Origin of the sequence: Exiguobacterium sp. s63 (assembly GCF_018617335.1) — a bacterium.
In the GTDB taxonomy this organism is placed as follows: domain Bacteria; phylum Bacillota; class Bacilli; order Exiguobacteriales; family Exiguobacteriaceae; genus Exiguobacterium.
Window position 1 is genome coordinate 1 of record NZ_JACSKB010000003.1, and the last position, 24,249, is coordinate 24,249.

Sequence of the window (24,249 nt, forward strand, 5' to 3'; positions counted from 1 at the left end):
GATATAGCTCTTAAATTGACGAAGCTTGCGCTTCATTCAAAAATTGTAAAACTTATTTTTGCCTCATCGTTCAGTTTTCAAAGTTCGTCTGCCGCTCTTAGCGACTCATTTATAATAGCACCTGAAATTATATCCGTCAACTATAAAAATAAAGTTTTTTAAAAAAGAATAAATAAAGACGATTCCATCCTTTTATAATGAATGAAATCGCCAGTCTCTTCTTATAGAAACGATACAATGTGTATTTCATTTAAACGAGATAAATCATATTCTGTCTCTCCTGTTGCTTCAACGACAACGGGTTGATCGACACGATTTGTATAGGCGTGTATCGTTCCACGAATTCCGTTACTCAATAACACCGACCGACCCATTTCATAAAATCCGAGTAACGTCGCAAGAAGCGATAGTGCCTCCCCGTCGTAAGCTTTATTCTGCCACATATAGAAATATGCCTCTTCCGGAGAGAGCGGCTTCCGGAATGTCCGGGGTGCGGTTAACTGACAGAAGCGATCGGCGACAATAAATAAAGGAGACGCTGGATTCAATTCACGTTCCGTCAACCGCTTAGGAAATCCGGATCCATCCAATCGTTCGTGATGCTCAGCAATCAATTGATAGACACGACCTCGTAATATTTGACTACTCGGAAGCATCGATGCCGAGACAAGTGGATGTTGGTACAATAATTCTCGTTCCATTTTTGTGAAATAACGCATATGCGACCATTTCCGAATTTTAGCGTAACTTGCATCTGCAAAATAGGACGCAATGCCATAATCAAATTGGAGTTGATGCTCGTCACCACGATATTTGGATAAAACTCGTGCGACGAGTGCTCGATAAATCGCATGATAAATGACATGATTTTTTCGTAACGGTTGATGTGTAAAGAAATGGACGACCGCTGAAAGCGGGACGTCTTGACGAAAGAGATGATGGATGAATTCTAAACCTTCATACGGATTAGGCGCGATTCTCTCTTCCCACTGATTGTAATGCTTCTCATATTGAAGCACCTGACTACAAAGAATCTGCTCTTCTTTTGAAGTAAACGTCATTCGTTCGATAGGTGAGACATCAATTTCTTCGACTTTTAAGAAACGGAGCAAACGCAAATGTTCGTTGGTTAAGTGGATTCCGGCTTCTAAGGAAGAAACGGGTGACAATAACGTCATCCCAACATGTACAGTGGATAAGTTCAAACGCACGCGAATCCCTCCTAATATATAAAAAGGTCGAACGGAAACACCGTTCGACCTCTCGTCTTACTCATTCACATCAGACGATTCGTCGGTTTCAGGTGCTTCATCCTCAAACCCATTCTCCAAATCGACTGCTGATTCCTCTTCTAACTCATCTTTTTTCAATTTTGCGATAGTCGCTAAGCGATCGCCCTCTTCGATGTTCATCACTTTCACACCGCGAGTACTTCGACCCATTTGAGAGATTGTTTGCGAATCGATTCGAATCGCAACACCGAGCTCGGTCATCAACATGATGTCATCATCTTCATCAACGACACGCATCCCGACGACTGTTCCACGGTCTGTCTTGATTCCGATGATACCGGAACCGCCACGACCTTGTGTGCGGAACTGCTCCATGGCCGTACGCTTTCCGTATCCTTTTTCCGTGATGATCAAGACGTCTTGTGTCGTGCGAACGATTTCCATCGAGACGACCAAATCGTCGTCTTTCTTCAGTCGAATCGCGCGAACGCCTCGTGCCGTACGTCCCATCGAGCGAACTTCTCCTTCGAGAGGGAATCGGATTGACATCCCTTGACGGGTGACGATCAACATTTCATCGTCGCTCTTCGCTAAACGAACCGTGACAAGTTCATCCGTCTCATTCAAGCTGATGGCACGTAGACCGTTTTTGTTGATTCGAGCATATGCCGAAAGTGGCGAACGCTTAATTAATCCTTCTTTCGTAATGAAGACGAGAGACAATTGTTCGTCTGCCACTTCTTCTGACTCATCCTGTGCTTCTTCCGCCACCGTCTGGTTTGCGAGGTAACTGTTGAAATCGACCGGAATCATCGTTTCGACTTTTTCACCTTTGTCGATTTGAAGCAAGTTGATGATTGGCATTCCTTTCGCAGTACGACTCATCTCAGGAATTTCGTACCCTTTAAGACGGAAAACGCGTCCAAAGTTCGTGAAGAACAAGATGGTATCGTGTGTCGATGCTGAGAGCAAGCGAAGAACAAAGTCTTCATCGTTCGTGCCCATACCTTGTTTTCCACGTCCACCACGGCGCTGAGTCCGGTATGAATCCGAAGGGATTGACTTGATATATCCTTCGCTCGTGAGCGTGATCATCATGTCGCGAACCGGAATCAAATCTTCATCCTCGAGTTCAACAATATCCGTGCGAATCACCGTACGACGAGCATCACCGTATCGCTCTTTGATTTCGATTAACTCGTTACGAATGATGTCGAGGAGCAATTCCTCATCACCAAGAATCGCACGAAGCTCTTCAATCAACGCTTTTACTTCACGATATTCGCCTTCAATCTTCTCACGTTCCAACCCAGTCAAGCGTTGGAGACGCATATCTAAGATCGCTTGCGTTTGTTCTGTCGAAAGTCCAAAGCGAGCAATTAATTTTTCACGCGCCTCATCACCTGTACGCGTGCTACGGATGATGGCAATGACTTCGTCCAAATGATCAAGTGCCACACGAAGACCTTCTAAAATATGGGCACGCGCTTCCGCTTTATCCAAATCGAATTGCGTACGACGACGCACGACCTCTTTTTGGTGTTCGATGTAGTAATAGATGGCTTGTTTGATGTTCAACGTTTTTGGACGACCGCCTACAAGCGCGAGCATGTTGACCCCGAATGTCGTTTGCATCGGCGTCTGCTTATACAAGTTGTTCAAGATGACACTTGCGTTTGCGTCACGGCGAACCTCGATGACGATTCGCATCCCGTTACGGTCTGATTCATCGCGCAAGTCTGTGATGCCCTCGATTTTTTTATCGCGGACCAAGTCGGCGATCTTCTCAACGAGACGCGCTTTGTTGACTTGGTAAGGAATCTCATGCACGAGAATCCGTTCACGGCCATTTTTCAATACTTCGATTTCAGCTTTCGCACGCATCGTAATCGATCCGCGTCCAGTCTCGTATGCACGACGAATCCCACTTCGTCCTAAAATCTCTCCCGCTGTCGGGAAGTCAGGGCCTGGGATGTGTTGCATCAATTCCGCAATCGTGATGTCCGGGTTATGGGAAAGTGCCAAAACCCCATCGATGACTTCATTCAAGTTATGCGGAGGGACGTTCGTCGCCATCCCGACGGCAATCCCACTCGTTCCGTTTACAAGGAAGTTCGGGAAGCGAGCTGGGAGTACGACCGGTTCTTTTTCTTCACCATCGAAGTTTGGTTGATAATCGATTGTGTTTTTTCCGATGTCACGTACGAGTTCCATCGCAATTTTAGACATTCGTGCCTCGGTATAACGCATCGCAGCGGCCGAGTCGCCATCGACTGAACCGAAGTTCCCATGACCATCGACTAATTCATAGCGATAACTGAAATCCTGAGCCATACGGACCATCGTCTCATAAACAGCCGAATCACCGTGTGGGTGGTACTTACCGATTACGTCCCCGACAACACGCGCCGATTTCTTATGGGGCTTGTCCGCACGAATCCCAAGTTCGTTCATCGCATATAAAATACGACGGTGAACCGGCTTCAATCCATCTCGTACGTCCGGAAGGGCACGTGATACGATGACGCTCATCGCATAGTCCATGAACGACGTTCGCATCTCCTGGCTAATATTTATATCCTTGATATTTTCTTGTTCTGCCATTCGTTATTGCCTACCCTTCTTATTAAATATCGAGGTTCTTCACGTAATGGGCGTGAGATTGAATAAAGTCACGGCGTGGTTCGACGTTGTCACCCATGAGCGTTTCGAAAATCTCGTCCGCTTCAATCGCATCTTGCAGGTCGACACGAAGCATCGAACGCGTTTCCGGGTTCATTGTCGTATTCCATAACTGTTCAGGATCCATCTCTCCGAGACCCTTGTAACGTTGAACGCTATAACGTGCATTTTCAGGAAGTTGTGCAAGTGTCGCTTGTAACTCCCGGTCATTTTGAACGTAGATTGTTTCTTTCCCGTGCTTCACACCATAGAGCGGTGGTTGCGCGATGTACACATATCCACTTTCGACAAGTGGACGCATGTAACGATAGAAGAACGTCAACAATAGCGTACGAATGTGTGCACCATCGACGTCGGCATCGGTCATGATGATGAGTTTATGGTAACGCGCTTTTGATAAGTCAAACTCGTCGGCAATTCCTGTACCGAGAGCTGTGATAATGGTCCGGACTTCTTGGTTGGCCAAAATCTTATCGAGGCGTGCCTTCTCGACGTTGATGATCTTTCCTCGAATCGGCAAGATGGCTTGGAAGTGACGGTCACGTCCAGATTTTGCTGAACCACCCGCTGAGTCACCCTCAACGATATACAGTTCTGATTTCGACGCGTCTTTTGAAGAACAGTCGGCCAATTTCCCTGGCAATGAACTGACTTCGAGAATTCCTTTACGACGTGTCATCTCACGTGCACGTTTCGCAGCGAGACGCGCGCGTGCAGCCATCAATCCTTTGTCGACAATGAGACGACCGACCGATGGGTTCTCAAGCAAGAACTGTTCGAACGTATCGCTAAATAGTGTGTCCGTTGCTGTCCGTGCATCTGCATTCCCAAGCTTTGTCTTCGTCTGCCCTTCAAACTGAGGAGAAGGGTGTTTGACCGAAACAATTGCAGTCAATCCTTCACGGACATCATCCCCTGAGAGGCTGCCATCGGCTTCCTTCATCAATCCGAATCGCTTCGCATAATCATTAATGGCACGTGTGAGCGCTGTCTTAAATCCAGTCTCGTGCGTCCCACCTTCATGCGTCGGAATGTTGTTCGTGAACGAATAGATGTTACTCGCGAAACCTTCGTTGTATTGAAGGGCAATCTCAACTTCGATTCCGTCTTTCGTCCCGTGCACATACACCGGTTCCTCATGAATCGACGCTTTAGAACGGTTCAAGTGCTCGACATAAGACTTGATTCCACCCTCGTAATGATAGTTACGTTCAATCGTCTCATCACTACGATCATCTTTGGCAACGATTCGTAATCCTTTGTTCAAGAAGGCAAGTTCACGCAAACGTGTCGCTAACAAATCAAAGTCATATTCAAGTGTCTCTTGGAAGATGTCGCCGTCTGGGAAGAAACGGACTGTCGTTCCTGTCGTATCAGTTGTTCCGACGATTTCAAGCTCACCTTGTGGAACACCACGTTTGAACGATTGATAATATACGTTCCCATCACGACGGACAAACACTTCAAGTTTTGTCGATAAGGCGTTAACTACTGATGCCCCGACACCGTGAAGTCCACCTGATACTTTGTATCCACCGCCGCCGAACTTACCACCTGCGTGCAACACCGTGAAAATAACTTCAACGGCAGGTCGGCCCGTTTTCTTTTGAACATCGACTGGAATCCCACGTCCGTTGTCTTCGACAACAATTGAGTTCCCCGGTTCGACTGTCACTGTGATCGTGTCACAATAACCGGCAAGCGCCTCATCGATTGAGTTATCGACAATCTCCCATACCAAATGGTGGAGACCGCGAGAGCTTGTCGAACCGATATACATCCCTGGACGTTTACGGACAGCCTCTAAGCCTTCAAGGACTTGAATCTGATCGGCGCCGTACGCTTGCAATTCTTTTTCATTTTCATTACTCATCGGTTATTTTCACCTACTATACATGATTTGGTGTTCCTTCTTGCCGCGATTACACGGATTCCGTTTCAACTTCGCCTTGTTTCACGTGAAACACTTTAGCTTGCTGAATGGTCTCATGTGCAATCCCGTCAATGTTCGTTGTTGTCAAAATCGTTTGGACTTTCCGTCCCATCGTATCGAGGAGATGGGTTTGGCGATGATCGTCAAGCTCAGATAACACATCGTCTAATAACAACAGAGGATATTCGCCTACTTCTTCGTGAATCAATTCAATTTCAGCTAGCTTCAATGACAAGGCCGCCGTTCGTTGCTGACCTTGTGAACCGAACGTTTGGACGTTTCGATTGTTGACATACAATTCAAAATCGTCACGATGCGGACCAAACAAGGTCACACCTCTTCGTCGTTCGTTCTCTCTTATTTTATCAAACTTTTGACGATACGTTTCAAACATCTGTTCTTTTGAGAAACGTTCTTTGTTAAACGTGTCGGAAACGTATTGAATCGTCAGTGTTTCGAGTTCTCGCGTGATTCCAGAATGAATCGGATTGGCCCATTTTTCGAGTTGATCGATGAAATGATAACGTCGCATCACAATCTTCACGGCAAGTTCAATCAATTGATCCGTCAAGACCTCGAGTAACGTCTCGTCGCCACCTTTTGTGGATAACTGCTTCAGCAAGGCGTTCCGTTGTTTTAACGTCTTCAAGTATTGATTGAGCTCGTGTAAGTACACGGGACTGACCTGACCGATCTCCATATCTAAAAATCGCCGTCTCCCTTGCGGACTGCCTTTCACGATGGCTAAGTCTTCAGGGGCGAACAAGACAACGTTAAACGCGCCGACATAGTCACTGAGACGACGTTGTTCCAAATGATTGAGCTTTGCTTTCTTTCCTTTAGGAGAAAAAGAGAGACTCTGCACCGATTCACCCGTCCGTTTATGAATCCGTCCTTCGATACTCGCAGCATCCGCTTCCCAACCGATTAACTCACGGTCTTGTGTCGTCCGATGCGATTTTGCGAGCGCAAGTACATAAATCGATTCGAGAAGATTCGTTTTTCCTTGGGCATTCTCACCAATCAGAACATTCGTCTGTTCTGAAAAATCTAGCTCGAGGGTTTCGTAGTTGCGATAATTTTGCAATCGGATCGACTTTAAATGCACGTCAGTTTCCCTCGATTTGATATTCCCCGAAGCCTTCGACTTCGATTGTATCTCCATCTCTTAATTTACGACCACGGCGCTGGTCCTGCTCACCGTTCACTTTAATCATGACATCCTCTAAAAAGAACTTTGCTTGTCCCCCGCTTGAGATGATATCTGCTAATTTTAAAAATTGTCCGAGCGTCACATACTCGGTTGTAATCGACACTTTTTCCATGTCGTCACTTCCTTTCTCACATGCTGATCTGAAAAAATCGCCATACATATTAGTTTATCGAAAATCGTCGAATAAGGCAAAAAGAGGGATGACAAGGCAAGACACCTCATCATCCCTATCCGCAGCTTACGATGTGCGGACTGGCAAAATCAGTTGAAGAACACTATCTTGTTCAACCGGTCGTAAAATGAACGGTCGCATCGAACCCGTGAACTGGATCTCGATTTCAGATGCATCGAGTGCGCGGAGCGCGTCCATCACAAATTTGGAGTTGAAGGAAATTTTCAATTCTTCCCCTTCAAGTGATAGGATGCTGACACGTTCCGATACTTTACCGACTTCAGGCGAGTGTGAAGATACTTCAACTGCCGTTGTATCTTCCGCCACGAATTTAATGACGTTGTTGCGATCGGCACGTGCTAAGAGTGACGCACGGTCAATGGCCTGCAAGAATTCTTTCGCATTCATCCGAACCGCAGTGCGATATTCTTCCGGAATGAGACGTGACGTGTCTGGATAGGCACCGTCTAACAAACGAGAGAAGAATGAGATGTTCTTCATACGGAATAAAATTTGTTGGTCCGTTAAGACGATTTCAATCGGCAACTCTTCACGGTCGAGTAATTTAGCGAGTTCGTTGAGTGAACGGCCAGGAACGACGACATTTTGGAACGTCAAATCGTTATCTGTTTCAAAGCGAGCACGACGAAGCGCTAAACGGTGGCTATCGGTTGCGACACATGTGAGGAAACCTTTCTCTGCTGAGAAATTGACCCCTGTCAATACAGGACGCGTCTCTTGTGAAGAGACTGCGAAGCTCGTTTGACGAATGATGGTCTTCAACAGATCCGCCGGTAAATAGAAGCGACGGTCACTCGCAAGTTCAGGTAAGCGCGGATACTCGTCTGGGTCAAGACCGTTCAAATGGAATTCTGCTTGACCAGACTCAATCCGAGTCATGAAGTTCGGTGAGACTTCAAGTGTGACTTCGTTCGTCGGTAACTTCTTCACGATTTCTCCTAAGAAGCGGGCGTTTAAGACGACGCTTCCGGCACGTTGAATTTGAATGAGTTCCATTCCACCCTCTTCGATTGGAATCAAACGTTCAATCGAAATCTCAGTGTCACTTCCTGTCAATGTTAATCCGTCAGCATGTGCCTCAAGTTTCAAGCCTGTCAAAATTGGAATGGTCGTTCGTGAAGCCACAGCTTTTGATACGTCTTGTACGGCTTGCATGAATACATCTCGTTGAATCGTTAAATGCATGTGGATAATTCCTCCTAAGGTGAAATGAGTCCATTTCTTAATAATAATAATAGTATTAATTAAGTCATAATAGTAATAAGGGCTGTGGATACTGGGGATAAGTCCCCTTAAGCCTACGTATTAAGCCATTTTGCCTGTGAATAACTTGTGGATAACTAAGGTGGTTTATCCACAGGATATCCACAGAGAATTCTTCGTTAGCTAGAAAGTGCCTTTTTCAACGTCTGAATCGTCTCCTGCATTTCCACATCGTTCTTTAAAAGAGTGCTGATCTTTTCATGTGCATGAATGACAGTCGTATGATCCCGTCCTCCGAACTCTTCCCCGATTTTTGGCAAGGAGCTCTCCGTCATCTCCCGAGATAGATACATCGCGATTTGACGTGGGAATGCCAACGTCTTCGTTCGCTTTTTCGAGTTCAATTCTTCTACTTGAATGTTAAAGTGTTGGCCGACTACTTCCTGAATGTCGCGAATCACAATTTTCTTCGCTTCCTGGACCGGCATGATATTATGAAGCGCTTCGGCTGCCACGTCTGGGTCGATTGGTCGTCCGACGAGCTTTGCGTAAGCAACGACTCGTGTCAGCGCCCCTTCTAGCTCCCGAATGTTCGTATCGATTTGATTTGCGATATAAAGCATGACTTCATTCGAGATATCAAGTCCTTCTGCCGTCGCTTTTTTACGGAGAATCGCAATCCGTGTCTCGAGGTCAGGTGGCGTGATATCTGTGATGAGTCCCCATTCGAAGCGTGAACGAAGTCGATCTTCTAACGTCGGGATTTCTTTTGGTGGTCGATCACTTGAAATCACGATTTGTTTTTGATCGTTGTGTAACGCATTGAATGTATGGAAGAACTCTTCTTGCGTCTGTTCTTTTCCTGCTAAAAACTGAATATCATCAATCAATAACACATCGATGTTCCGATAACGGTTTCGGAACTCACCTGTCTTATTATCCCGAATCGAGTTGATAAATTCATTCGTGAACTTCTCAGAAGAGACATAAGCAATCCGAGCCCCTGGTTTTTGACCTTTTACATAGTGGCCGATGGCGTGCATCAAGTGTGTTTTGCCGAGTCCGACACCTCCGTAAATGAACAGCGGGTTATATGCACGAGCCGGTGCTTCAGCGACAGCAAGTGATGCTGCGTGGGCAAATCGGTTCCCCGATCCGATGACAAACGTCTCGAAAATGTATTTGTCATTCAGTTGACCAAGATCCCCTTCCTCTTTTGAAGGTAATATCACAGGTTGTTCTTTTGTTTCCGTCACGGCGATGGACTCGTGTGATGATCCATCTGCTGGAGCATACTTGTGTGCTTGAGATTCTTCGATGAAATGAATTTCAAGCTTGTTGTTTGTGATCTCTTCAACCGTATCTTGTAACAGAGAGAGATACTGTCGCTCTAACCACGTAACGATAAAACTGGCTGGTGCCGACACAACGAGCGTCGTTCCCATCAACGATATCCCCTCGGTTGATTTCAACCACATGTCAAAACTGGCTTTTGGAGTTCGTTCTTCTTCCTCGATTACCGATAAGACATTTCTCCAAATCTCGCGAGCATTCTTCAATGAAAGACCTCCTTTACTCACATGTTTAGGTAAAACTTATTCACACGATATACACATACACTATTCTATAGTAGAAACTAGGGTTATCCCCAGAGAACAAAAACTGTGGATAAAGTTATCCACATGGTGTTCATTATGGGGATAACACTTATCCACAGCCTGTGTATATCTTGGAATCACGAATTGTTCATCCACAAGTTTGTGCACATTCAGTTTAGCAAAATAAAATAGACGTGGCAATGCTTTTCAGTATTTATCCACAGATAAAGAAAAGTATCCACACCCACTTATCCACATGCTGTGTGTTTTGTGGATAACCTGTGGATATGTTGTGGATAAAGCAACCTTTGTAGAATATGAGGTGAAAAAGTTATGCACAAAAGAGGGAGAAGTGAAATAAAAGATTGTTTTTGTAAAAGAAGAAAATGAAAAAATAAAGAATGTGAATATGAAAAAAGAGGAGTTATTCACATATAAATGTGGATAACTTCGAGAATTTGTGGATAAAATGGCTCAACGTGGCTATTTATAAAGACCGTTTATAAAATACGTAAAGGTTGTGTATGAATTCTTCCCCCTACTCGTCTTTGAATACGATCGAATCCATATGGATGAATGCTTTCTCAGTGCCTCATTGCGTGAATTCGAAAACCATCCGAAAATACGTTGACAATTGTTGAATCGATTTATATAATCTTAAAGACTGCCTTAAATGAAACTATAACTTGCTAATAGAGCGTTAATCTTGAGGAGGTGCTGTAACCATGAAACCAACTTTCAACCCTAACAACCGTAAGCGTAAGAAAGTTCACGGATTCCGTGCACGCATGGCGACTAAAAACGGTCGCAACATTCTTGCTGCTCGTCGTCGTAAAGGCCGTAAAGCCTTGACTGTATAATTTTAAATGAAGATTGCCCGGGGATCCTTTCCTCGGGCAATTTTTTCGTTTGTCACAGAAACGTAGCATTTCATCGATTCTCGCTCGTTCAAATGATGCGGATATGATATGATGTTAGTTGACGATTTTTGAAGCGAAGGATGGAGTGAGAATTTTGAAAAAAGAATACCGCCTGCAAAAGAATGAAGAGTTCCAAGCGGTGTTTCGCGAAGGACGCTCCGTGGCCAATCGTCAGTTTGTCGTCTACACGCTCAAAGCGGATCAAGCACATTTCAGAGTGGGTCTTTCTGTCAGCAAAAAGCTTGGAAATGCTGTGGAACGGAACCGCATGAAACGATTGATGCGTGAGTCGCTTCGCTTGCTCGAACCGAATGTTGCGCCGAATGATTATGTGATTATTGCTCGGAAGCCTGCGACCGCATTGACGCAGTCGGAAGTGACCGAGAGCTTGAAACACGTATTCAAACGAGCCAAGGTCTGGAAAAAGCAAGGCCGGTGACCATGACAATCTGAATTTGTTCTCTCATATAAACAGAGTCTTATAAGATTGCCCGATAGACGTGTGCGTTAAAAAGAATTGATAAAGAAAGCGTAGGAGGAACTATGAGCAAAAAGCTAAAATTAGGATTACTCGCTGCCATGACCGCGGTCATTATGTTAATGGCAGGCTGTGTGGATCCGTCTACCATTCAGTCCGAACCAATCACGGCTGACACAGAAGGTTTCTGGGCGAAGTACTTTGTATGGCCGCTCGCGTGGCTCTTGAAGGAAGTTGCTTACTTAGTGGGTGGTCCATGGCAATACGGGATCTCAATCATCATTGCGACAATCATTGTTCGTTTGTTGATTCTTCCGCTCATGATCAAGCAGACGAAGAGTATGGGTGCGATGCAGGTCTTGCAACCAGAAATGCTGAAGCTTCGTGAGAAGTACAGCTCAAAAGACCAAGAAACACAACGTAAACTCCAGGAAGAGATGATGAAACTTTATCAAGAGTACCAAATCAACCCGCTCGCTGGTTGCTTGCCAATCTTGATTCAGATGCCGATTCTCTTCGCATTCTATGATGCGATTCGTCGTACACCTGAGATTTTCGAAGCGAACTTCTTATGGTTCGACCTCGGTGCTCCGGATCCAACATTTGTCTTACCGATCTTAGCGGCAATTTTGACATTCGCACAACAAAAAATCTCGATGGCGGGTCAAGAACAGAACCCACAATTGAAGATGATGCTCTATATCTTCCCAGTCATGATTTTCATCATGTCGATCAACCTTCCAGCTGCCCTCTCATTGTACTGGGTAGTCGGTTATATCATCTCGATCATCGTTACGATGGCAATCATGCTCCCAATGCGTGAGAAGATGAAAGTTGCGGCTGAAGCGAAAATCGCTGCGAAAGAAGCAGAACGTGCAGCGCTTGCCGAAGAAGAGAAGAAAAACAAAAAGAAAAAACGTAAATAATCATGAAGCTGGGTGTCTCCTGACACTCAGCTTTTTTTGTGGGATTGTCTCCTGACGAGAAGGGAATAAAGATAGAAACAAGTATACGGAGGTGTGGAAAAATGGAGGCATTCATTCATCGCCTGGAGCGTTCGACGTTATGGCAAGCGGTCATTTACTTTGTACTCGGTGTTCTTATTCTGCTATACCCTCGATTTTTCTTTGATGTCATGGTGTATGTCATTGCCGGTTATTTGGCCATCATGGGGATTTGGATGATTATTCAAGGGATGCGACGGCGGCAGGGAGGGTTGCCACCCGGGTTCTTTATGGGGGTCATTTATTTGATCTTAGCGGCAGTCGTTTTCTTCTTCGCTGAAACGTTGGCAAGTCTCTTACCCATCTTGATCGGGGCCCTGTTCTTATTCGGTGGGATCATCCGCCTGATTCAGGCGCTCGGGTACCGCCAATCGATGGCGGGACGATGGCTTTGGTTTTTGATTGGAAGTTTATTGTGGATCGGGGTCGGCATTCTCATGTTGACGAATCCATTCAGTAGCCTGCTCGTCTTATTCCAACTGTTCGGTGGAATCCTCATCGCGATTGCAGTACTTGAGCTGTTCCTCTACTTCGCGATTCGCTCGACGAAACGGCAAGCCCGATATTAACACAAGCCGTCCTGTCATAAAGGACGGCTTGTTTCTCGTTGAATCAACTGCTCCATGAACGGTCCGAATACGTTGTACCCGGGTAGTGACGCGAAAAAAGATTGTTCTTCCTTGAGTCGCTCCATATAGATATGGGCGGCTTTTTCATGCGAGGCGGGTGTCAATTGATCGTAAAAATCATATAAGTCGATGGCTTGTCGCTGCGCCACATCCTTTAAACCGAGGGATGCCCGGTCCGGTGTATGGTGAGCGGCTAACACATACGCAAAATGGAACATTCCTTGTCGGAGCATCTCGGTCGCCCAAATCGAATTGCCTCGATTCCGTGATTTTGTATATTGGAAAAAGAACCAAACGGCATCGAATGCATGATCACTGGTTGTCGCTTCGTCTAATTGTAGGGAAGTGGCATGACGAGCTAGCCGCTGTTCCGGATCGTAAAGCACATGAATCGAGTCTTGATGATTCAACGTATTTTCCGTAACCGTGAACAGGTCGAGGTGAAGGAAATCATCAAAGACGGCGATGAGTTGTGGCGCGACGATGTGAATCTCGTCTTTTAACAGAATCGGACGATAGGCGGTTAAATATTCGAGGCGTCTGGATAGAAAGGAGTCCTCTTCATCGGGGTGCACCATGACATAGAGGTCGATATCTGAATGTTCATCGGCTTCTCCCCGACCGAATGAGCCCTTCATAAAAATCGCTTGAACCGCTTCATCGTGCTTTAATCGCTCGGTGATGATTTGGATTGCGTCTTGCTGCTTCATATAGATTGCCCTCTCTCCTATGTAAATATATTCCTTTATTGTACGAAAACGATGAGTCGAATGGCAATGACTTGATCGATGGGCCAACTCTTTCGTTCAAGTCGAATATCGTGTATAGTAGGTTCGTTATGCATATGATAGAAGAAGATGTTTAGGTTTGGAGGGAGAAAGATGCTAGAGTTTGACACGATTACAGCGATTTCGACACCGATGGGAGAAGGTGCCATCGGGATCGTTCGGTTATCAGGCGATTTGGCGGTCGAAACAGTGAGCAATGTGTTTACTGGAAAAGACTTAACTAAAGTCGATTCACATACCATTCATTATGGGACATTAACACGTCCGGATACGGGCGAGGTAGTAGACGAGGTCATGGTCAGTATTATGCGAGCGCCAAAGACGTTCACACGAGAAGACGTCGTCGAAATCAATTGTCACGGGGGCGTCGTAGCGGTCAATCGTGTCCTTGAGCTCATTCTCGACCAACCCGACATCCGTCTTGCAGAACCGGGCGAGTTCACGAAACGCGCCTTTTTGAACGGACGTATCGATTTATCGCAAGCGGAAGCGGTCATGGATCTCATTCGGGCGAAAACGGATCGAGCGATGAACGTCGCGATGTCCCAAATGGAAGGACGCTTGTCACGACTTGTTCGCGAGTTACGTCAACAATTGCTCGAGACGATTGCGGCAGTCGAGGTCAATATCGACTATCCGGAATATGACGCGGAAGAGATGACCCAGGCCATCGTCGAAGAGAAGGCGGGCGAAGTCAAACGTGTCCTCGAGCAGTTACTCGAAACGGCACGACAAGGGAAAATCTTACGCGAGGGTTTGGCCACGGCGATTATCGGGCGACCGAACGTTGGGAAATCCTCATTAATGAATACGCTCGTTCAAGAGACGAAAGCGATTGTCACCGAAATTGCCGGGACGACACGTGACACGATTGAAGAATACGTCAACGTGAAAGGCGTCCCGCTCAAACTGATCGATACGGCAGGGATTCGCGAAACGGAAGATATCGTGGAACGAATCGGTGTGGAAAAGTCGAGAAAGGCTTTAGAAGCGGCAGATTTGGTCCTTCTCGTCTTAAACGGACATGAGGGATTAACAATCGAGGATGAGGCATTGTTCGAAGCGGTCAAAGATATGAACGCGATCATCATCATCAATAAGACGGACTTGCCACAAAACATGGATTCTTCTAAGCTAGAGAAACTAGCGGCAGGACGTCCGATTGTGGCGACATCGCTCTTATTAGATGAGGGAATCGATGCCCTTGAGGCGGCGATTTCAAACCTTTTCTTCGCAAAAGGTGTCGAGTCGCAGGATATGACATATATCTCAAATGCTCGACACATTCAGTTAATCAAACGAACGATTGGTCAAATTGATGAGGCGCTCGATAGTGCCGTCATGAATATGCCGATTGATATGGTCCAAATCGATTTACGTCGAGCGTGGGATACGCTTGGTGAAATCAATGGAGATACCGTACAAGAGAGCTTGATTGATCAGCTCTTTTCACAGTTTTGTCTTGGGAAATAATAAGGAGGAACCAACAATGGCTTATACAGCAGGCGAGTTTGACGTCATCGTCATTGGCGCTGGGCATGCAGGAATTGAAGCGGCACTCGCATCGGCGCGAATGGGCGCGAAAACAGCGATGCTCACAATGAACCCCGATATGGTCGGATTCATGTACTGTAACCCGTCAATCGGGGGACCGGCGAAAGGAATCGTCGTACGTGAAATCGATGCACTCGGTGGCGAGATGGGTCGTGCGATTGACGCGACATACATCCAAATGAAGATGCTCAACACATCGAAAGGTCCGGCGGTACGTGCATTACGTGCACAAGCGGACAAATTCCAATACCAAAATCACATGAAGAAAGTGCTAGAAGACGAGCCAAATCTACTGCTTCGTCAGGCGCTAGTCGAACGTTTGTTGATTGAGGATGGAGAAGTACGTGGCGTGGTAACGAACACAGGTTCAGAATATCGCGCGAAAGCGGTCATCGTCACGACGGGAACGTTCATGCGCGGTCAAATCATCATTGGTGAATTGGCATATGAAAGTGGCCCGAACAACCAAATGCCATCGGTCGAGCTTTCAAAACATTTAGAAGAACTCGGTCTCGACTTAGTTCGATTCAAAACAGGAACACCGCCACGAATCGATGGGAAAACGATTGATTACTCGAAGACGGAGATTCAGCCGGGAGACGAGAATCCATCATTCTTCTCGTACACGTCGACTGACTTGAATCCGATTGAACAAATCCCTTGCTGGCTTACGTATACGAGTGAACGTACGCATCAATTGATTGATGAGAACTTACACCGTTCACCGATGTATTCAGGTGCAATCAAAGGAACGGGACCACGTTATTGCCCATCGATTGAAGATAAAGTCGTCCGTTTCAACGACAAGCCGCGTCACCAAATCTTCTTAGAACCAGAAGGTCGCGACACAGAAGAAGTATACGTTCAAGGATTCTCGACGAGTATGCCAGAAGATGTTCAACATCAGATGCTTCGCACGATTCCAGGTCTTGAAAACTCAGAGATGATGCGTCCAGGTTATGCGATCGAGTATGACGCGGTCGTACCGACGCAACTTTGGCCGACGCTTGAAACAAAGGCGGTTCCAGGCCTCTTCACGGCAGGTCAAATCAATGGGACGAGCGGCTATGAAGAAGCTGCGGGCCAAGGAATCATGGCGGGAATCAACGCTGCATGCAAAGTGCTCGGTAAAGATTCTGTCATTCTCGACCGCTCTCAAGCGTATATCGGTGTCTTGATCGATGACCTCGTGACAAAAGGGACGAACGAACCGTATCGTCTTCTCACGTCGCGTGCCGAATACCGTCTCTTGTTGCGTCATGATAACGCAGATTTGCGACTCAGCGATATCGGATATGAGATTGGCTTGCTCTCAGAAGATCGTCACGCTCACCTCAACGAGAAGCGTGTAGCGATTGAAAAAGAAGTGAAACGCCTCGCCTCATTGGTTGTAAAACCGACACCTGAAGTCAATGCGATGCTCGAATCGGTCGGTGCACATCCGCTCAAAGAAGCGACACATGCCAACATCTTGTTGAAACGTCCGGAAGTATCCTATGAAGCGCTCATGACAGTCGTTCCGTCAAAGGAAGAATTGTCGTTTGAAGTGAAAGAACAAGTCGAGATTCAAGTGAAGTATGAAGGCTATATTTCAAAACAACTTGAACAAGTCGAGAAGATGCGTCGCATGGAAGAAAAACGAATCCCAGAGAACTTGGATTACGATGCGATCGGTGGTCTCGCGACAGAAGCGAAACAAAAACTAAAACAAGTTCGTCCACTTTCGATCGGACAGGCGTCCCGTATTTCGGGCGTAAACCCAGCAGACGTGTCAATTTTGCTCGTCTATATCGAACAAGGACAATATGCGACGGTGGAGTGAAACGATGAACGAATCTCAATTTATTGAAGCGTTACGAGCGGAAGGGTTTGAGCTGAACGAGACACAACTCGCTCAGTTCAAGCGTTACTTCGAAATGCTCGTCGAATGGAACGAGAAAATGAACTTAACGGCAATCACGGACCAAGAGGAAGTGTATTTGAAACACTTCTATGATTCACTCAGCGCGGCGTTTCACTTTGACTTCACGAAAGTCGAAACGGTATGTGATGTCGGAGCAGGGGCAGGATTCCCGAGTCTTCCGCTTAAAATTTTATTCCCACACTTACACGTCACGATCATCGATTCGTTAAACAAACGCATCACCTTCTTGAACGAGTTGGCGCTTGCCCTCGGGCTCGAAGGTGTCGCGTTCCATCATGGTCGTGCCGAAGAGTTTGGAAAAAATAAAAAGTTCCGTGAGCAATTTGACGTCGTCACAGCACGTGCAGTGGCACGCATGACCGTCTTGGCGGAGTACTGTTTACCACTCGCGAAAGTGGGCGGGAACTTCGTTGCGCTGAAAGCAGCGAAGGTGTCTGACGAGATGGCAGATGCGAAAAACGCTTTAGCCGTTCTAGGTGGGAAAGAAAAAGCGACACACCAGTTCCTATTGCCAGGAGAGATGAGTGAGCGTAATATCGTAGTTGTAGATAAACTACGAAAAACGCCCGGGAAATATCCGCGTAAAGCGGGAACACCGGCGAAAGAGCCACTTATCTGATGATGTCGTTTCACGTGAAACAAAAGCAGATTCCAGTGGTGGAGTCTGCTTATTTTTTTACATAAAGGGGTGCCCGACGTTGAAGAATAGATTTGCGAAATTGTTCGGTGTGAATCGAAAAGACGAAGTTGCCGTGACGCAGATTGCGGAAGTTCGAGCGGATGATACGGTGCAGGAACTCGCGTTGTCACGGTTGCGTCCCAACCGTTATCAACCGCGTAAAGTGTTCGAACCGGCAAAAATTGAAGAACTGGCAACGACGATTTCGGAACATGGACTGCTTCAACCAATCGTGGTTCGAAAGGCAGATGGGGACTGCTATGAAATCATTGCTGGCGAACGTCGTTTCCGAGCAGTAAAATCACTTGGCTGGTCAGCGATTCCAGCAATCGTTCGTGATATGGACGATGATACAACAGCCGCGCTCGCCTTGATCGAAAACTTGCAGCGTGAACAGTTAAGTCCAATCGAAGAGGCGGAAGCATACGATCGTTTACTCGCTCTGAACGGATTGACGCAAGATGCACTCGCGAAAAGTCTGGGGAAAAGTCAGTCGACGATTGCGAATAAATTGCGCTTGTTAAAATTACCGGAGGATGTGAAGCAGTCGCTTCGCGATCGGCGGATCAATGAACGGCATGCCCGTGCGTTGTTACCGCTAAAGGAAGAAGGATTGCAACTCCAAGTACTCGCAGAAGTGTTGGAACAGGACTTCAACGTCAAAGAGACGGAAGAACGCGTCGCCTTTTTAACAACGCCAATTGAAGAAGAGAAGCGGAAGCCGAAAAAGCAACGTCGTCGAACGAAAAGTTTTGCGCGCGATACACGAATCGCCATCAACACGATTCGTGACTCAATCGATTTGATTGGGAAAACAGGGATTGATGTCCAAACTGAAGAAGTAGACGAAGAGGAATTTGTTGAAATTCGAATTCGCATCCCGAAAGCACGGCCTCAAAAATGAGTCCGTGCTTTTTCATACGATGAAGGAGGTTTGTAGATGGAACGATTAGCCTTAAAATTCATTCGCCCAAACCCGAATCAGCCCCGGAAACAATTTGAGGTGGAAAAACTAGAAGAATTGCGTCAATCGATTGAGCGATATGGTGTGTTGCAACCAATCGTCGTTCGAAAAGCGACGGGGTATTATGAAATCATTGCCGGGGAACGACGTTTTCAAGCAGCGAAGCTCGCGGGGAAAGAAGACATTCCTGCACTCGTCGTCACGGCGGACTCCGATCGTGTCATGGAGTTGGCATTGATTGAAAACATTCAGCGGGCGGACTTGAACGCCATTGAAGAGGCCGTTGCCTATGAACAGTTGATGCAGACGTTAGGTCTGACCCAACAACAGTTGGCCGATCGTGTCGGAAAGAGCCGGAGTCACGTGACAAACAGCCTACGCCTGCTCCGGTTGCCGAGTGCCGTCCAACATGCGGTCATGGTCGGAGATTTGACGATGGGCCATGCGCGTGCCATCACCGGCATGAAATCAGAACGAGCGATGGAACAGATTGCGAAACGAGTCATTGCCGAGCATTGGACGGTTCGTCGCCTTGAGCGGTATTTACAAAAAGAACGCACAGAAAAAAAGACGCTGAAGCGATCGAACGCCGATATCGAAGCGGTCGAAGCGGTGCTTGCAGAGCGTCTTCAGATGGATGTGTCGATTCGTCCACGCCGAAAAGGTGGCGTGTTAGAGCTCAAGTATTTTTCCCAAGATGATTTGGAACAATTGTTGACGTTACTTTCTCCTCAGGATTTTGATTCGTTCCGTGACTGACGAAGTCGAGTGATGGCGGTCTCTTCGTGATGAAGGCGTCCAATCCGTGCATCAAAATCAACAAATCCATCGGTGATGAAACGAGCGAGTTCGTATACGAGATGGAGTCGCGTATTCTGTAGAATCATCATTTCCATGAATCCGCTCACGTTCACGACGGCTTTGATGTTGTAAGCACCGACTGCTGGAAGTTCTTTTTGAACACCCGCACCCGGAGCAAGTGGTCCTTCAGAGAAGAAGACGTACCCGACGCTCGATAAACGTCCGAGGCAAGCATCAATGGCAATGATGAGTGGTTGATGGAAACGTGTTTGAATCTCATGAAGTGTTTCGACCAAATTGAGCGCGTGAACCGGTTTGGTTAGCGTGCCATATACATGTAGATTCCGAATGTGACGTTCTTCTAAAAATGTCCCGACGAGGGGACCGAGTGAGTCACCGGTCGAGCGGTCCGAACCGATGCAAACAAGGACGATGGGGCGATGTGTTTCATTGACCAACTGCTCATGAAGTTGGTCCGCAAGCAATCTGGATCCACTCCGCTCAGTGTGTTCAATGAAGAAAGAGTATGGTTTATGAGGTTTTAAGCGAAACGGCATGAATCTCATCCTCTCTTCTAAGCTGCCTATTCCTAGTTGCAGTGGGGGATTGATCTCGTATTAACCCTTTCCCAAAAGTGGAAAATTTCTAACTTCCGAATGCAGCGTTTGAGAAAAGTCGTGAAATATGTTTTGATGATTTAGAATCTACGACTTTTGAGGTGAAAAGATGGCTTCGCAAAATACAGAAAAAGATTTAAGCACGGTTGCGGATGAAACAATCGATAGTGTAAACCAATTCGTCGAGTACTTTAAAGATACCGATATGTGGATTGGTTTAGGGATCAAGCTCGCCGGTGTGGCGCTCATCATCCTTGGTTTATATATCGCGACACGCATTTTGACGACGATGGTCGAACGCGTGTTTACGCTCCGTAAAATAAAAGAACATGATATCGTCGCCCAGCGACAGAATGAAACGTTATTAAAACTGGCACAAAACACGATCCGGTATGTGATCGGGTTGATTATGGTTTTGACGGTTCTTGGACAATTCGGTGTAAATATCGCCGGTTTAATCGCATCGGCCGGGGTAGCAGGTCTTGCCATCTCCTTCGGTGCACAAAGTTTAGTGAAGGACGTCATTACAGGTGCGTTCATCATCTTTGAAAATCAGTATAAAAATGGGGATTACGTCAGTTTGAATCAGCAAGTCGAAGGGGTCGTCATCGAAGTTGGAATTCGGACGACGAAACTTAAAGGACTGAACGGACAGATTTCAATCATTCCGAACGGACAAATCATGCAAGTGACGAACTACTCACTTGAAAACAGTGTAGCGGTCGTCGATGTCGGTGTCGCATATGAAGAGGATATGGAACACGTCGAGACGGCAATCAAAGAGATTGCGAAAGAAGTCGAAGCGAAGTATCACGACCTCTTCATCGAACCGATTACCCTTGCTGGTGTACAGTCACTCGGAGCTTCAGAAGTCGTCTATCGTTTGATGGCAGAAGTCCCACCGACGCAACACTTTGCTGCCGGACGCATTCTGCACAAAGAATTGAAAGCAGGATTCGACCAACGTGGCATTGAAATTCCGTACCCACGGACGGTCATGTTGCCACCATCCCCGACTCCTAAAGGAGGAGAAGCAGAAAATGCACAGTAAATCATATGCGTTGAATGATATTGTGGAAATGAAAAAACCACATGCCTGCAAGACGAACCGCTGGCAAATCACACGTGTAGGGATGGATATTCGCATCAAGTGTCAAGGCTGCGGAGCAAGCGTGCTCATGCAACGCCGTGACTTTGATAAGCGATTTAAGAAAGTGCTTGAACAAGGGAACGCCGCCGAATAAGCGGCGTTTTTCTTTAGGTTATGAACGTGAGTTGCGGTTTAATCGTGGACTAACTATAATTGTGAAGGATGTGACGGTGTGGTGTACTAAATGTACCCACTCCACAGACGGCTTAACATTTCCCGGGAAACACCGGATGAGGAGGAAATACTAGTGGGATTAACAGCAGGAATTGTCGGATTGCCAAACGTCGGGAAATCGACATTGTTTAATGCGATTACACAAGCAGGAGTCGAAGCGGCCAACTATCCGTTCGCGACAATCGACCCGAACGTCGGCGTCGTAGAAGTACCAGACGCACGTCTAGATCGATTGACGGAACTCGTCAAACCGAAAAAGACAGTGCCAACAGCATTCGAGTTTACAGATATCGCCGGCATCGTAAAAGGTGCATCAAAAGGTGAAGGACTCGGAAACAAATTTTTGGCGAACATTCGCGAAGTGGATGCGATTTGCCAAGTCGTCCGTTGTTTTGAAGACGAGAACATCACGCACGTTGCGGGTCGCGTCTCACCGATTGATGACATCACGACGATTAACCTCGAATTGATTTTAGCTGACCTCGAGTTGGTTGAAAAACGCATCACGCGTGTTCAAAAAATGGTCAAATCAAAAGATAAAGGTGCTGCACAAGAACTTGAGGCACTTGAAATCGTACAAGCCGTCTTAGAAGAAGAGCGTCCTGCCCGTGTTGCAGAGCTCACGGAAGACCAATTGGCAATCGTGAAGCACTTCCAACTATTGACGATGAAGCCGATGTTGTACGTGGCAAACGTCAGTGAAGAAGAAGTAGCAGACGCGGATGCGAACGAACACGTCCAAGCGGTACGTGACCATGCGGCAACAGAAGGAGCGCAAGTGATCGTCATCTGTGCACGCATCGAAGAAGAAATCGCTGAGCTTGAACCGGAAGAACGTCTCGAATTCTTACAAGACCTCGGTATCGAAGAGTCAGGACTTGATCAATTGATTCGTGCAGCGTATTCGACACTCGGTCTCGCGACATATTTCACAGCGGGTGAGAAAGAAGTACGCGCATGGACGTTCAAACAAGGGATGAAAGCACCACAATGTGCCGGTGTCATCCACTCTGATTTCGAACGTGGGTTCATCCGTGCTGAAGTCGTGTCTTATGAGGACCTTTCGGCAGCAGGCAACATGACGACCGTGAAAGAACAAGGAAAACTTCGTTCAGAAGGAAAAGAATACGTCTTCCAAGATGGCGACGTTGTCACATTCCGCTTCAACGTATAAGTTGATTTACGGAAACGTGTTGTAAAAGTCAGGGAAGTTTGATAGTATATTATGACGTGAGTAAAACAATTGTTTGCTCCTTGCTCCTACAACCGGTAGGGGCCGTTAGTCCAAGAGGAGGTGAAAGATAATGCGTAAATACGAACTTCTTTACATTATCCGTCCATCAGTTGATGAGGAAGCGAAGAAAGCTTTAATCGAGCGCTTCAACAACGTCATCACTGAAAACGGTGGTACTGTTGAAAAAACAACAGACATGGGTAAACGTCGTTTCGCTTATGAAATCAACAAGATGCGCGAAGGACACTACGTTCTTCTTAACATCGTTGCTGAACCTAAAGCGATCTTAGAAACAGAGCGTCTCATGAAGATCTCTGACGACGTTGTCCGTCAAATGACAACAAAAGACGAGCGTTAATCCTTAACGTTTCGTATCGTGAAAGGGGAGCTTGGAGATGATTAACCGAGTTGTGTTAGTTGGTCGATTGACTCGCGATCCCGAAATGCGTTATACGCAGAGCGGAATCGCCGTAACACGCCTTACTCTCGCTTGCGATCGTCCATTCGCTGGACAAGATGGGAAGCGCGAGACGGACTTTATTGATTGTGTCGTTTGGCGCAAACAAGCAGAGAACGTAGCACAATACTTGAAAAAGGGCAGCATGGCCGGCGTTGACGGTCGCCTTCAAATCAGTAGTTACGAAGGACAAGATGGCCAACGTCGTTACCGGGCAGAAGTAGTTGCCGATAGCGTACGCTTCCTCGAACCACGCGGAGCCTCAGGGCAACGTGAGCAAGCACCGTCTGGAGATGTCTTCGGTGGTGGTGAATCAAGTGGATCAGGATGGGGCGCAGGAGCCGCTTCGACTTCATCTCAGTCCTCAAACCAGTCTTCAAATAAAGGTTTTGATGCAGATCCGTTCTCGGGTGGCGGCAAAATCGACTTGTCAGATGATGATTTGCCATTCTAATCATCACGGACAATAAAAACTAACTTATAAAGGAGGTCTTCACATGGCACGTCGTCCAGGAGGTCGTCGTCGTCGTAAAGTATGTTTCTTTACGTCGAACAACATCACTCATATCGATTATAAAGACGTAGAATTGCTCAAACGCTTCGTTTCGGAGCGTGGTAAAATTCTTCCACGTCGTGTGACTGGTACTTCAGCGAAATACCAACGTCCACTTACTGTCGCTATCAAGCGTTCACGTCAAATGGCTTTGCTTCCATACGTTGCAGAGTAAGGTTTGACGAACGGCTTATCCTTTTGGATAAGTCGTTTTTTTGTATTTCATCTTGTTTGTAAGTGTGTAAGTGAAACCAACGGATATGGTATGA

Annotated in this window: 24 protein-coding genes; 15 read left to right on the forward strand and 9 right to left on the reverse strand. The window is 46.6% G+C overall.

What is annotated here, in order from left to right; all coding sequences use genetic code 11:
• Positions 1 to 221 precede the first annotated feature (221 nt).
• From KNO90_RS10460 to dnaA, 7 genes are all read right to left on the reverse strand, one after another.
• Positions 222 to 1,211: an HD-GYP domain-containing protein gene (locus KNO90_RS10460; protein ID WP_214742421.1), complete on the reverse strand. Its 990-nt coding sequence runs from the start codon at positions 1,209 to 1,211 to the stop codon at positions 222 to 224.
• 57 nt (positions 1,212 to 1,268) lie between these two features.
• Entirely contained in the window at positions 1,269 to 3,836 is a 2,568-nt protein-coding gene (gyrA, locus tag KNO90_RS10465) for a DNA gyrase subunit A (RefSeq protein ID WP_078145951.1), read from the reverse strand.
• Positions 3,837 to 3,858: 22 nt separating this feature from the next.
• The gene (gene gyrB, locus KNO90_RS10470; protein ID WP_214742422.1) at positions 3,859 to 5,787 is read right to left on the reverse strand and encodes a DNA topoisomerase (ATP-hydrolyzing) subunit B; all 1,929 of its coding nucleotides are present in this window, start codon (positions 5,785 to 5,787) and stop codon (positions 3,859 to 3,861) included.
• A gap of 49 nt (positions 5,788 to 5,836) precedes the next feature.
• The gene (recF, locus tag KNO90_RS10475) at positions 5,837 to 6,955 is read right to left on the reverse strand and encodes a DNA replication/repair protein RecF (protein ID WP_215113545.1); all 1,119 of its coding nucleotides are present in this window, start codon (positions 6,953 to 6,955) and stop codon (positions 5,837 to 5,839) included.
• A 1-nt stretch (position 6,956) separates the two neighbouring features.
• On the reverse strand, positions 6,957 to 7,172 hold the full coding sequence (yaaA, locus tag KNO90_RS10480) for a S4 domain-containing protein YaaA (protein WP_015880213.1): 216 nt from the start codon (positions 7,170 to 7,172) through the stop codon (positions 6,957 to 6,959).
• Between the two features lie 126 nt (positions 7,173 to 7,298).
• Complete coding sequence (dnaN, locus tag KNO90_RS10485; RefSeq protein ID WP_031424075.1) at positions 7,299 to 8,438, reverse strand: DNA polymerase III subunit beta; 1,140 nt, start codon at positions 8,436 to 8,438, stop codon at positions 7,299 to 7,301.
• Between the two features lie 197 nt (positions 8,439 to 8,635).
• On the reverse strand, positions 8,636 to 10,015 hold the full coding sequence (dnaA, locus tag KNO90_RS10490) for a chromosomal replication initiator protein DnaA (RefSeq protein WP_214742424.1): 1,380 nt from the start codon (positions 10,013 to 10,015) through the stop codon (positions 8,636 to 8,638).
• 764 nt (positions 10,016 to 10,779) lie between these two features.
• On the opposite strand from dnaA, the gene rpmH reads away from it, so the two are divergent.
• From rpmH to KNO90_RS10510, 4 genes are all read left to right on the forward strand, one after another.
• Positions 10,780 to 10,914, forward strand: coding sequence for a 50S ribosomal protein L34 (gene rpmH, locus KNO90_RS10495; protein WP_015880216.1), 135 nt, complete (start codon positions 10,780 to 10,782; stop codon positions 10,912 to 10,914).
• A 154-nt stretch (positions 10,915 to 11,068) separates the two neighbouring features.
• Positions 11,069 to 11,413 (forward strand): ribonuclease P protein component, encoded by a 345-nt coding sequence (gene rnpA / locus KNO90_RS10500; RefSeq protein ID WP_214742693.1) that lies wholly within the window; start codon positions 11,069 to 11,071, stop codon positions 11,411 to 11,413.
• A gap of 104 nt (positions 11,414 to 11,517) precedes the next feature.
• Positions 11,518 to 12,378, forward strand: coding sequence for a membrane protein insertase YidC (gene yidC / locus KNO90_RS10505; RefSeq protein ID WP_214742425.1), 861 nt, complete (start codon positions 11,518 to 11,520; stop codon positions 12,376 to 12,378).
• A gap of 101 nt (positions 12,379 to 12,479) precedes the next feature.
• Positions 12,480 to 13,025: an HdeD family acid-resistance protein gene (locus KNO90_RS10510; RefSeq protein WP_215113546.1), complete on the forward strand. Its 546-nt coding sequence runs from the start codon at positions 12,480 to 12,482 to the stop codon at positions 13,023 to 13,025.
• Between the two features lie 14 nt (positions 13,026 to 13,039).
• Here the strand turns inward: KNO90_RS10510 and KNO90_RS10515 are convergent, their stop codons facing one another.
• Entirely contained in the window at positions 13,040 to 13,795 is a 756-nt protein-coding gene (locus KNO90_RS10515) for a nucleotidyltransferase domain-containing protein (protein WP_215113547.1), read from the reverse strand.
• Between the two features lie 171 nt (positions 13,796 to 13,966).
• Here KNO90_RS10515 and mnmE point away from each other — a divergent pair, with 171 nt between their 5' ends.
• The 5 genes from mnmE (at position 13,967) to KNO90_RS10540 (ending at position 19,753) form a co-directional block, all read left to right on the forward strand.
• Positions 13,967 to 15,346, forward strand: a complete 1,380-nt coding sequence (mnmE, locus tag KNO90_RS10520; protein WP_215113548.1) for a tRNA uridine-5-carboxymethylaminomethyl(34) synthesis GTPase MnmE — start codon at positions 13,967 to 13,969, stop codon at positions 15,344 to 15,346.
• Between the two features lie 16 nt (positions 15,347 to 15,362).
• The gene (mnmG, locus tag KNO90_RS10525; RefSeq protein ID WP_215113549.1) at positions 15,363 to 17,249 is read left to right on the forward strand and encodes a tRNA uridine-5-carboxymethylaminomethyl(34) synthesis enzyme MnmG; all 1,887 of its coding nucleotides are present in this window, start codon (positions 15,363 to 15,365) and stop codon (positions 17,247 to 17,249) included.
• A gap of 4 nt (positions 17,250 to 17,253) precedes the next feature.
• Entirely contained in the window at positions 17,254 to 17,970 is a 717-nt protein-coding gene (gene rsmG / locus KNO90_RS10530) for a 16S rRNA (guanine(527)-N(7))-methyltransferase RsmG (protein ID WP_215113550.1), read from the forward strand.
• Positions 17,971 to 18,049: 79 nt separating this feature from the next.
• The gene (gene noc / locus KNO90_RS10535) at positions 18,050 to 18,934 is read left to right on the forward strand and encodes a nucleoid occlusion protein (protein WP_214778723.1); all 885 of its coding nucleotides are present in this window, start codon (positions 18,050 to 18,052) and stop codon (positions 18,932 to 18,934) included.
• Between the two features lie 36 nt (positions 18,935 to 18,970).
• Positions 18,971 to 19,753, forward strand: coding sequence for a ParB/RepB/Spo0J family partition protein (locus KNO90_RS10540; RefSeq protein WP_215113551.1), 783 nt, complete (start codon positions 18,971 to 18,973; stop codon positions 19,751 to 19,753).
• On the opposite strand, the gene yyaC is transcribed toward KNO90_RS10540, so the two are convergent.
• A complete protein-coding gene (gene yyaC / locus KNO90_RS10545; protein ID WP_214742433.1) occupies positions 19,726 to 20,352 on the reverse strand; it encodes a spore protease YyaC in 627 nt (208 codons plus the stop codon). The genes KNO90_RS10540 and yyaC overlap by 28 nt on opposite strands.
• A 169-nt stretch (positions 20,353 to 20,521) precedes the next feature.
• Here yyaC and KNO90_RS10550 point away from each other — a divergent pair, with 169 nt between their 5' ends.
• The 6 genes from KNO90_RS10550 to rpsR all read left to right on the forward strand — a co-directional run bounded on the left by KNO90_RS10550 (position 20,522) and on the right by rpsR (position 24,155).
• On the forward strand, positions 20,522 to 21,463 hold the full coding sequence (locus KNO90_RS10550; RefSeq protein WP_214742434.1) for a mechanosensitive ion channel family protein: 942 nt from the start codon (positions 20,522 to 20,524) through the stop codon (positions 21,461 to 21,463).
• A complete protein-coding gene (locus KNO90_RS10555) occupies positions 21,453 to 21,656 on the forward strand; it encodes a DUF951 domain-containing protein (protein WP_214742435.1) in 204 nt (67 codons plus the stop codon). The genes KNO90_RS10550 and KNO90_RS10555 overlap by 11 nt, the downstream gene beginning before the upstream one ends.
• 153 nt (positions 21,657 to 21,809) lie before the next feature.
• Positions 21,810 to 22,910 carry a redox-regulated ATPase YchF gene (gene ychF / locus KNO90_RS10560; RefSeq protein WP_214742436.1) on the forward strand — a complete coding sequence of 367 codons (1,101 nt, stop codon included), beginning with the start codon at positions 21,810 to 21,812 and terminating at the stop codon, positions 22,908 to 22,910.
• Positions 22,911 to 23,040: 130 nt separating this feature from the next.
• Positions 23,041 to 23,328: a 30S ribosomal protein S6 gene (gene rpsF, locus KNO90_RS10565; RefSeq protein WP_015880230.1), complete on the forward strand. Its 288-nt coding sequence runs from the start codon at positions 23,041 to 23,043 to the stop codon at positions 23,326 to 23,328.
• Positions 23,329 to 23,365: 37 nt separating this feature from the next.
• Positions 23,366 to 23,881: a single-stranded DNA-binding protein gene (ssb, locus tag KNO90_RS10570; RefSeq protein ID WP_214742437.1), complete on the forward strand. Its 516-nt coding sequence runs from the start codon at positions 23,366 to 23,368 to the stop codon at positions 23,879 to 23,881.
• Between the two features lie 43 nt (positions 23,882 to 23,924).
• Complete coding sequence (gene rpsR, locus KNO90_RS10575) at positions 23,925 to 24,155, forward strand: 30S ribosomal protein S18 (RefSeq protein ID WP_015880232.1); 231 nt, start codon at positions 23,925 to 23,927, stop codon at positions 24,153 to 24,155.
• Positions 24,156 to 24,249: the final 94 nt, after the last annotated feature.

What these genes read in the sequence shown, in the direction of transcription:
- gyrA (WP_078145951.1), bottom strand. Translation starts at nt 3,836, where the DNA reads ATGGCAGAACAAGAAAATATCAAGGATATAAATATTAGCCAGGAGATG.
- gyrB (WP_214742422.1), bottom strand. Translation starts at nt 5,787, where the DNA reads ATGAGTAATGAAAATGAAAAAGAATTGCAAGCGTACGGCGCCGATCAG.
- yaaA (WP_015880213.1), bottom strand. Translation starts at nt 7,172, where the DNA reads ATGGAAAAAGTGTCGATTACAACCGAGTATGTGACGCTCGGACAATTT.
- dnaN (WP_031424075.1), bottom strand. Translation starts at nt 8,438, where the DNA reads ATGCATTTAACGATTCAACGAGATGTATTCATGCAAGCCGTACAAGAC.
- rpmH (WP_015880216.1), top strand. Translation starts at nt 10,780, where the DNA reads ATGAAACCAACTTTCAACCCTAACAACCGTAAGCGTAAGAAAGTTCAC.
- yidC (WP_214742425.1), top strand. Translation starts at nt 11,518, where the DNA reads ATGAGCAAAAAGCTAAAATTAGGATTACTCGCTGCCATGACCGCGGTC.
- KNO90_RS10510 (WP_215113546.1), top strand. Translation starts at nt 12,480, where the DNA reads ATGGAGGCATTCATTCATCGCCTGGAGCGTTCGACGTTATGGCAAGCG.
- KNO90_RS10515 (WP_215113547.1), bottom strand. Translation starts at nt 13,795, where the DNA reads ATGAAGCAGCAAGACGCAATCCAAATCATCACCGAGCGATTAAAGCAC.
- mnmE (WP_215113548.1), top strand. Translation starts at nt 13,967, where the DNA reads ATGCTAGAGTTTGACACGATTACAGCGATTTCGACACCGATGGGAGAA.
- mnmG (WP_215113549.1), top strand. Translation starts at nt 15,363, where the DNA reads ATGGCTTATACAGCAGGCGAGTTTGACGTCATCGTCATTGGCGCTGGG.
- rsmG (WP_215113550.1), top strand. Translation starts at nt 17,254, where the DNA reads ATGAACGAATCTCAATTTATTGAAGCGTTACGAGCGGAAGGGTTTGAG.
- KNO90_RS10540 (WP_215113551.1), top strand. Translation starts at nt 18,971, where the DNA reads ATGGAACGATTAGCCTTAAAATTCATTCGCCCAAACCCGAATCAGCCC.
- yyaC (WP_214742433.1), bottom strand. Translation starts at nt 20,352, where the DNA reads ATGCCGTTTCGCTTAAAACCTCATAAACCATACTCTTTCTTCATTGAA.
- KNO90_RS10550 (WP_214742434.1), top strand. Translation starts at nt 20,522, where the DNA reads ATGGCTTCGCAAAATACAGAAAAAGATTTAAGCACGGTTGCGGATGAA.
- KNO90_RS10555 (WP_214742435.1), top strand. Translation starts at nt 21,453, where the DNA reads ATGCACAGTAAATCATATGCGTTGAATGATATTGTGGAAATGAAAAAA.
- rpsF (WP_015880230.1), top strand. Translation starts at nt 23,041, where the DNA reads ATGCGTAAATACGAACTTCTTTACATTATCCGTCCATCAGTTGATGAG.
- ssb (WP_214742437.1), top strand. Translation starts at nt 23,366, where the DNA reads ATGATTAACCGAGTTGTGTTAGTTGGTCGATTGACTCGCGATCCCGAA.
- rpsR (WP_015880232.1), top strand. Translation starts at nt 23,925, where the DNA reads ATGGCACGTCGTCCAGGAGGTCGTCGTCGTCGTAAAGTATGTTTCTTT.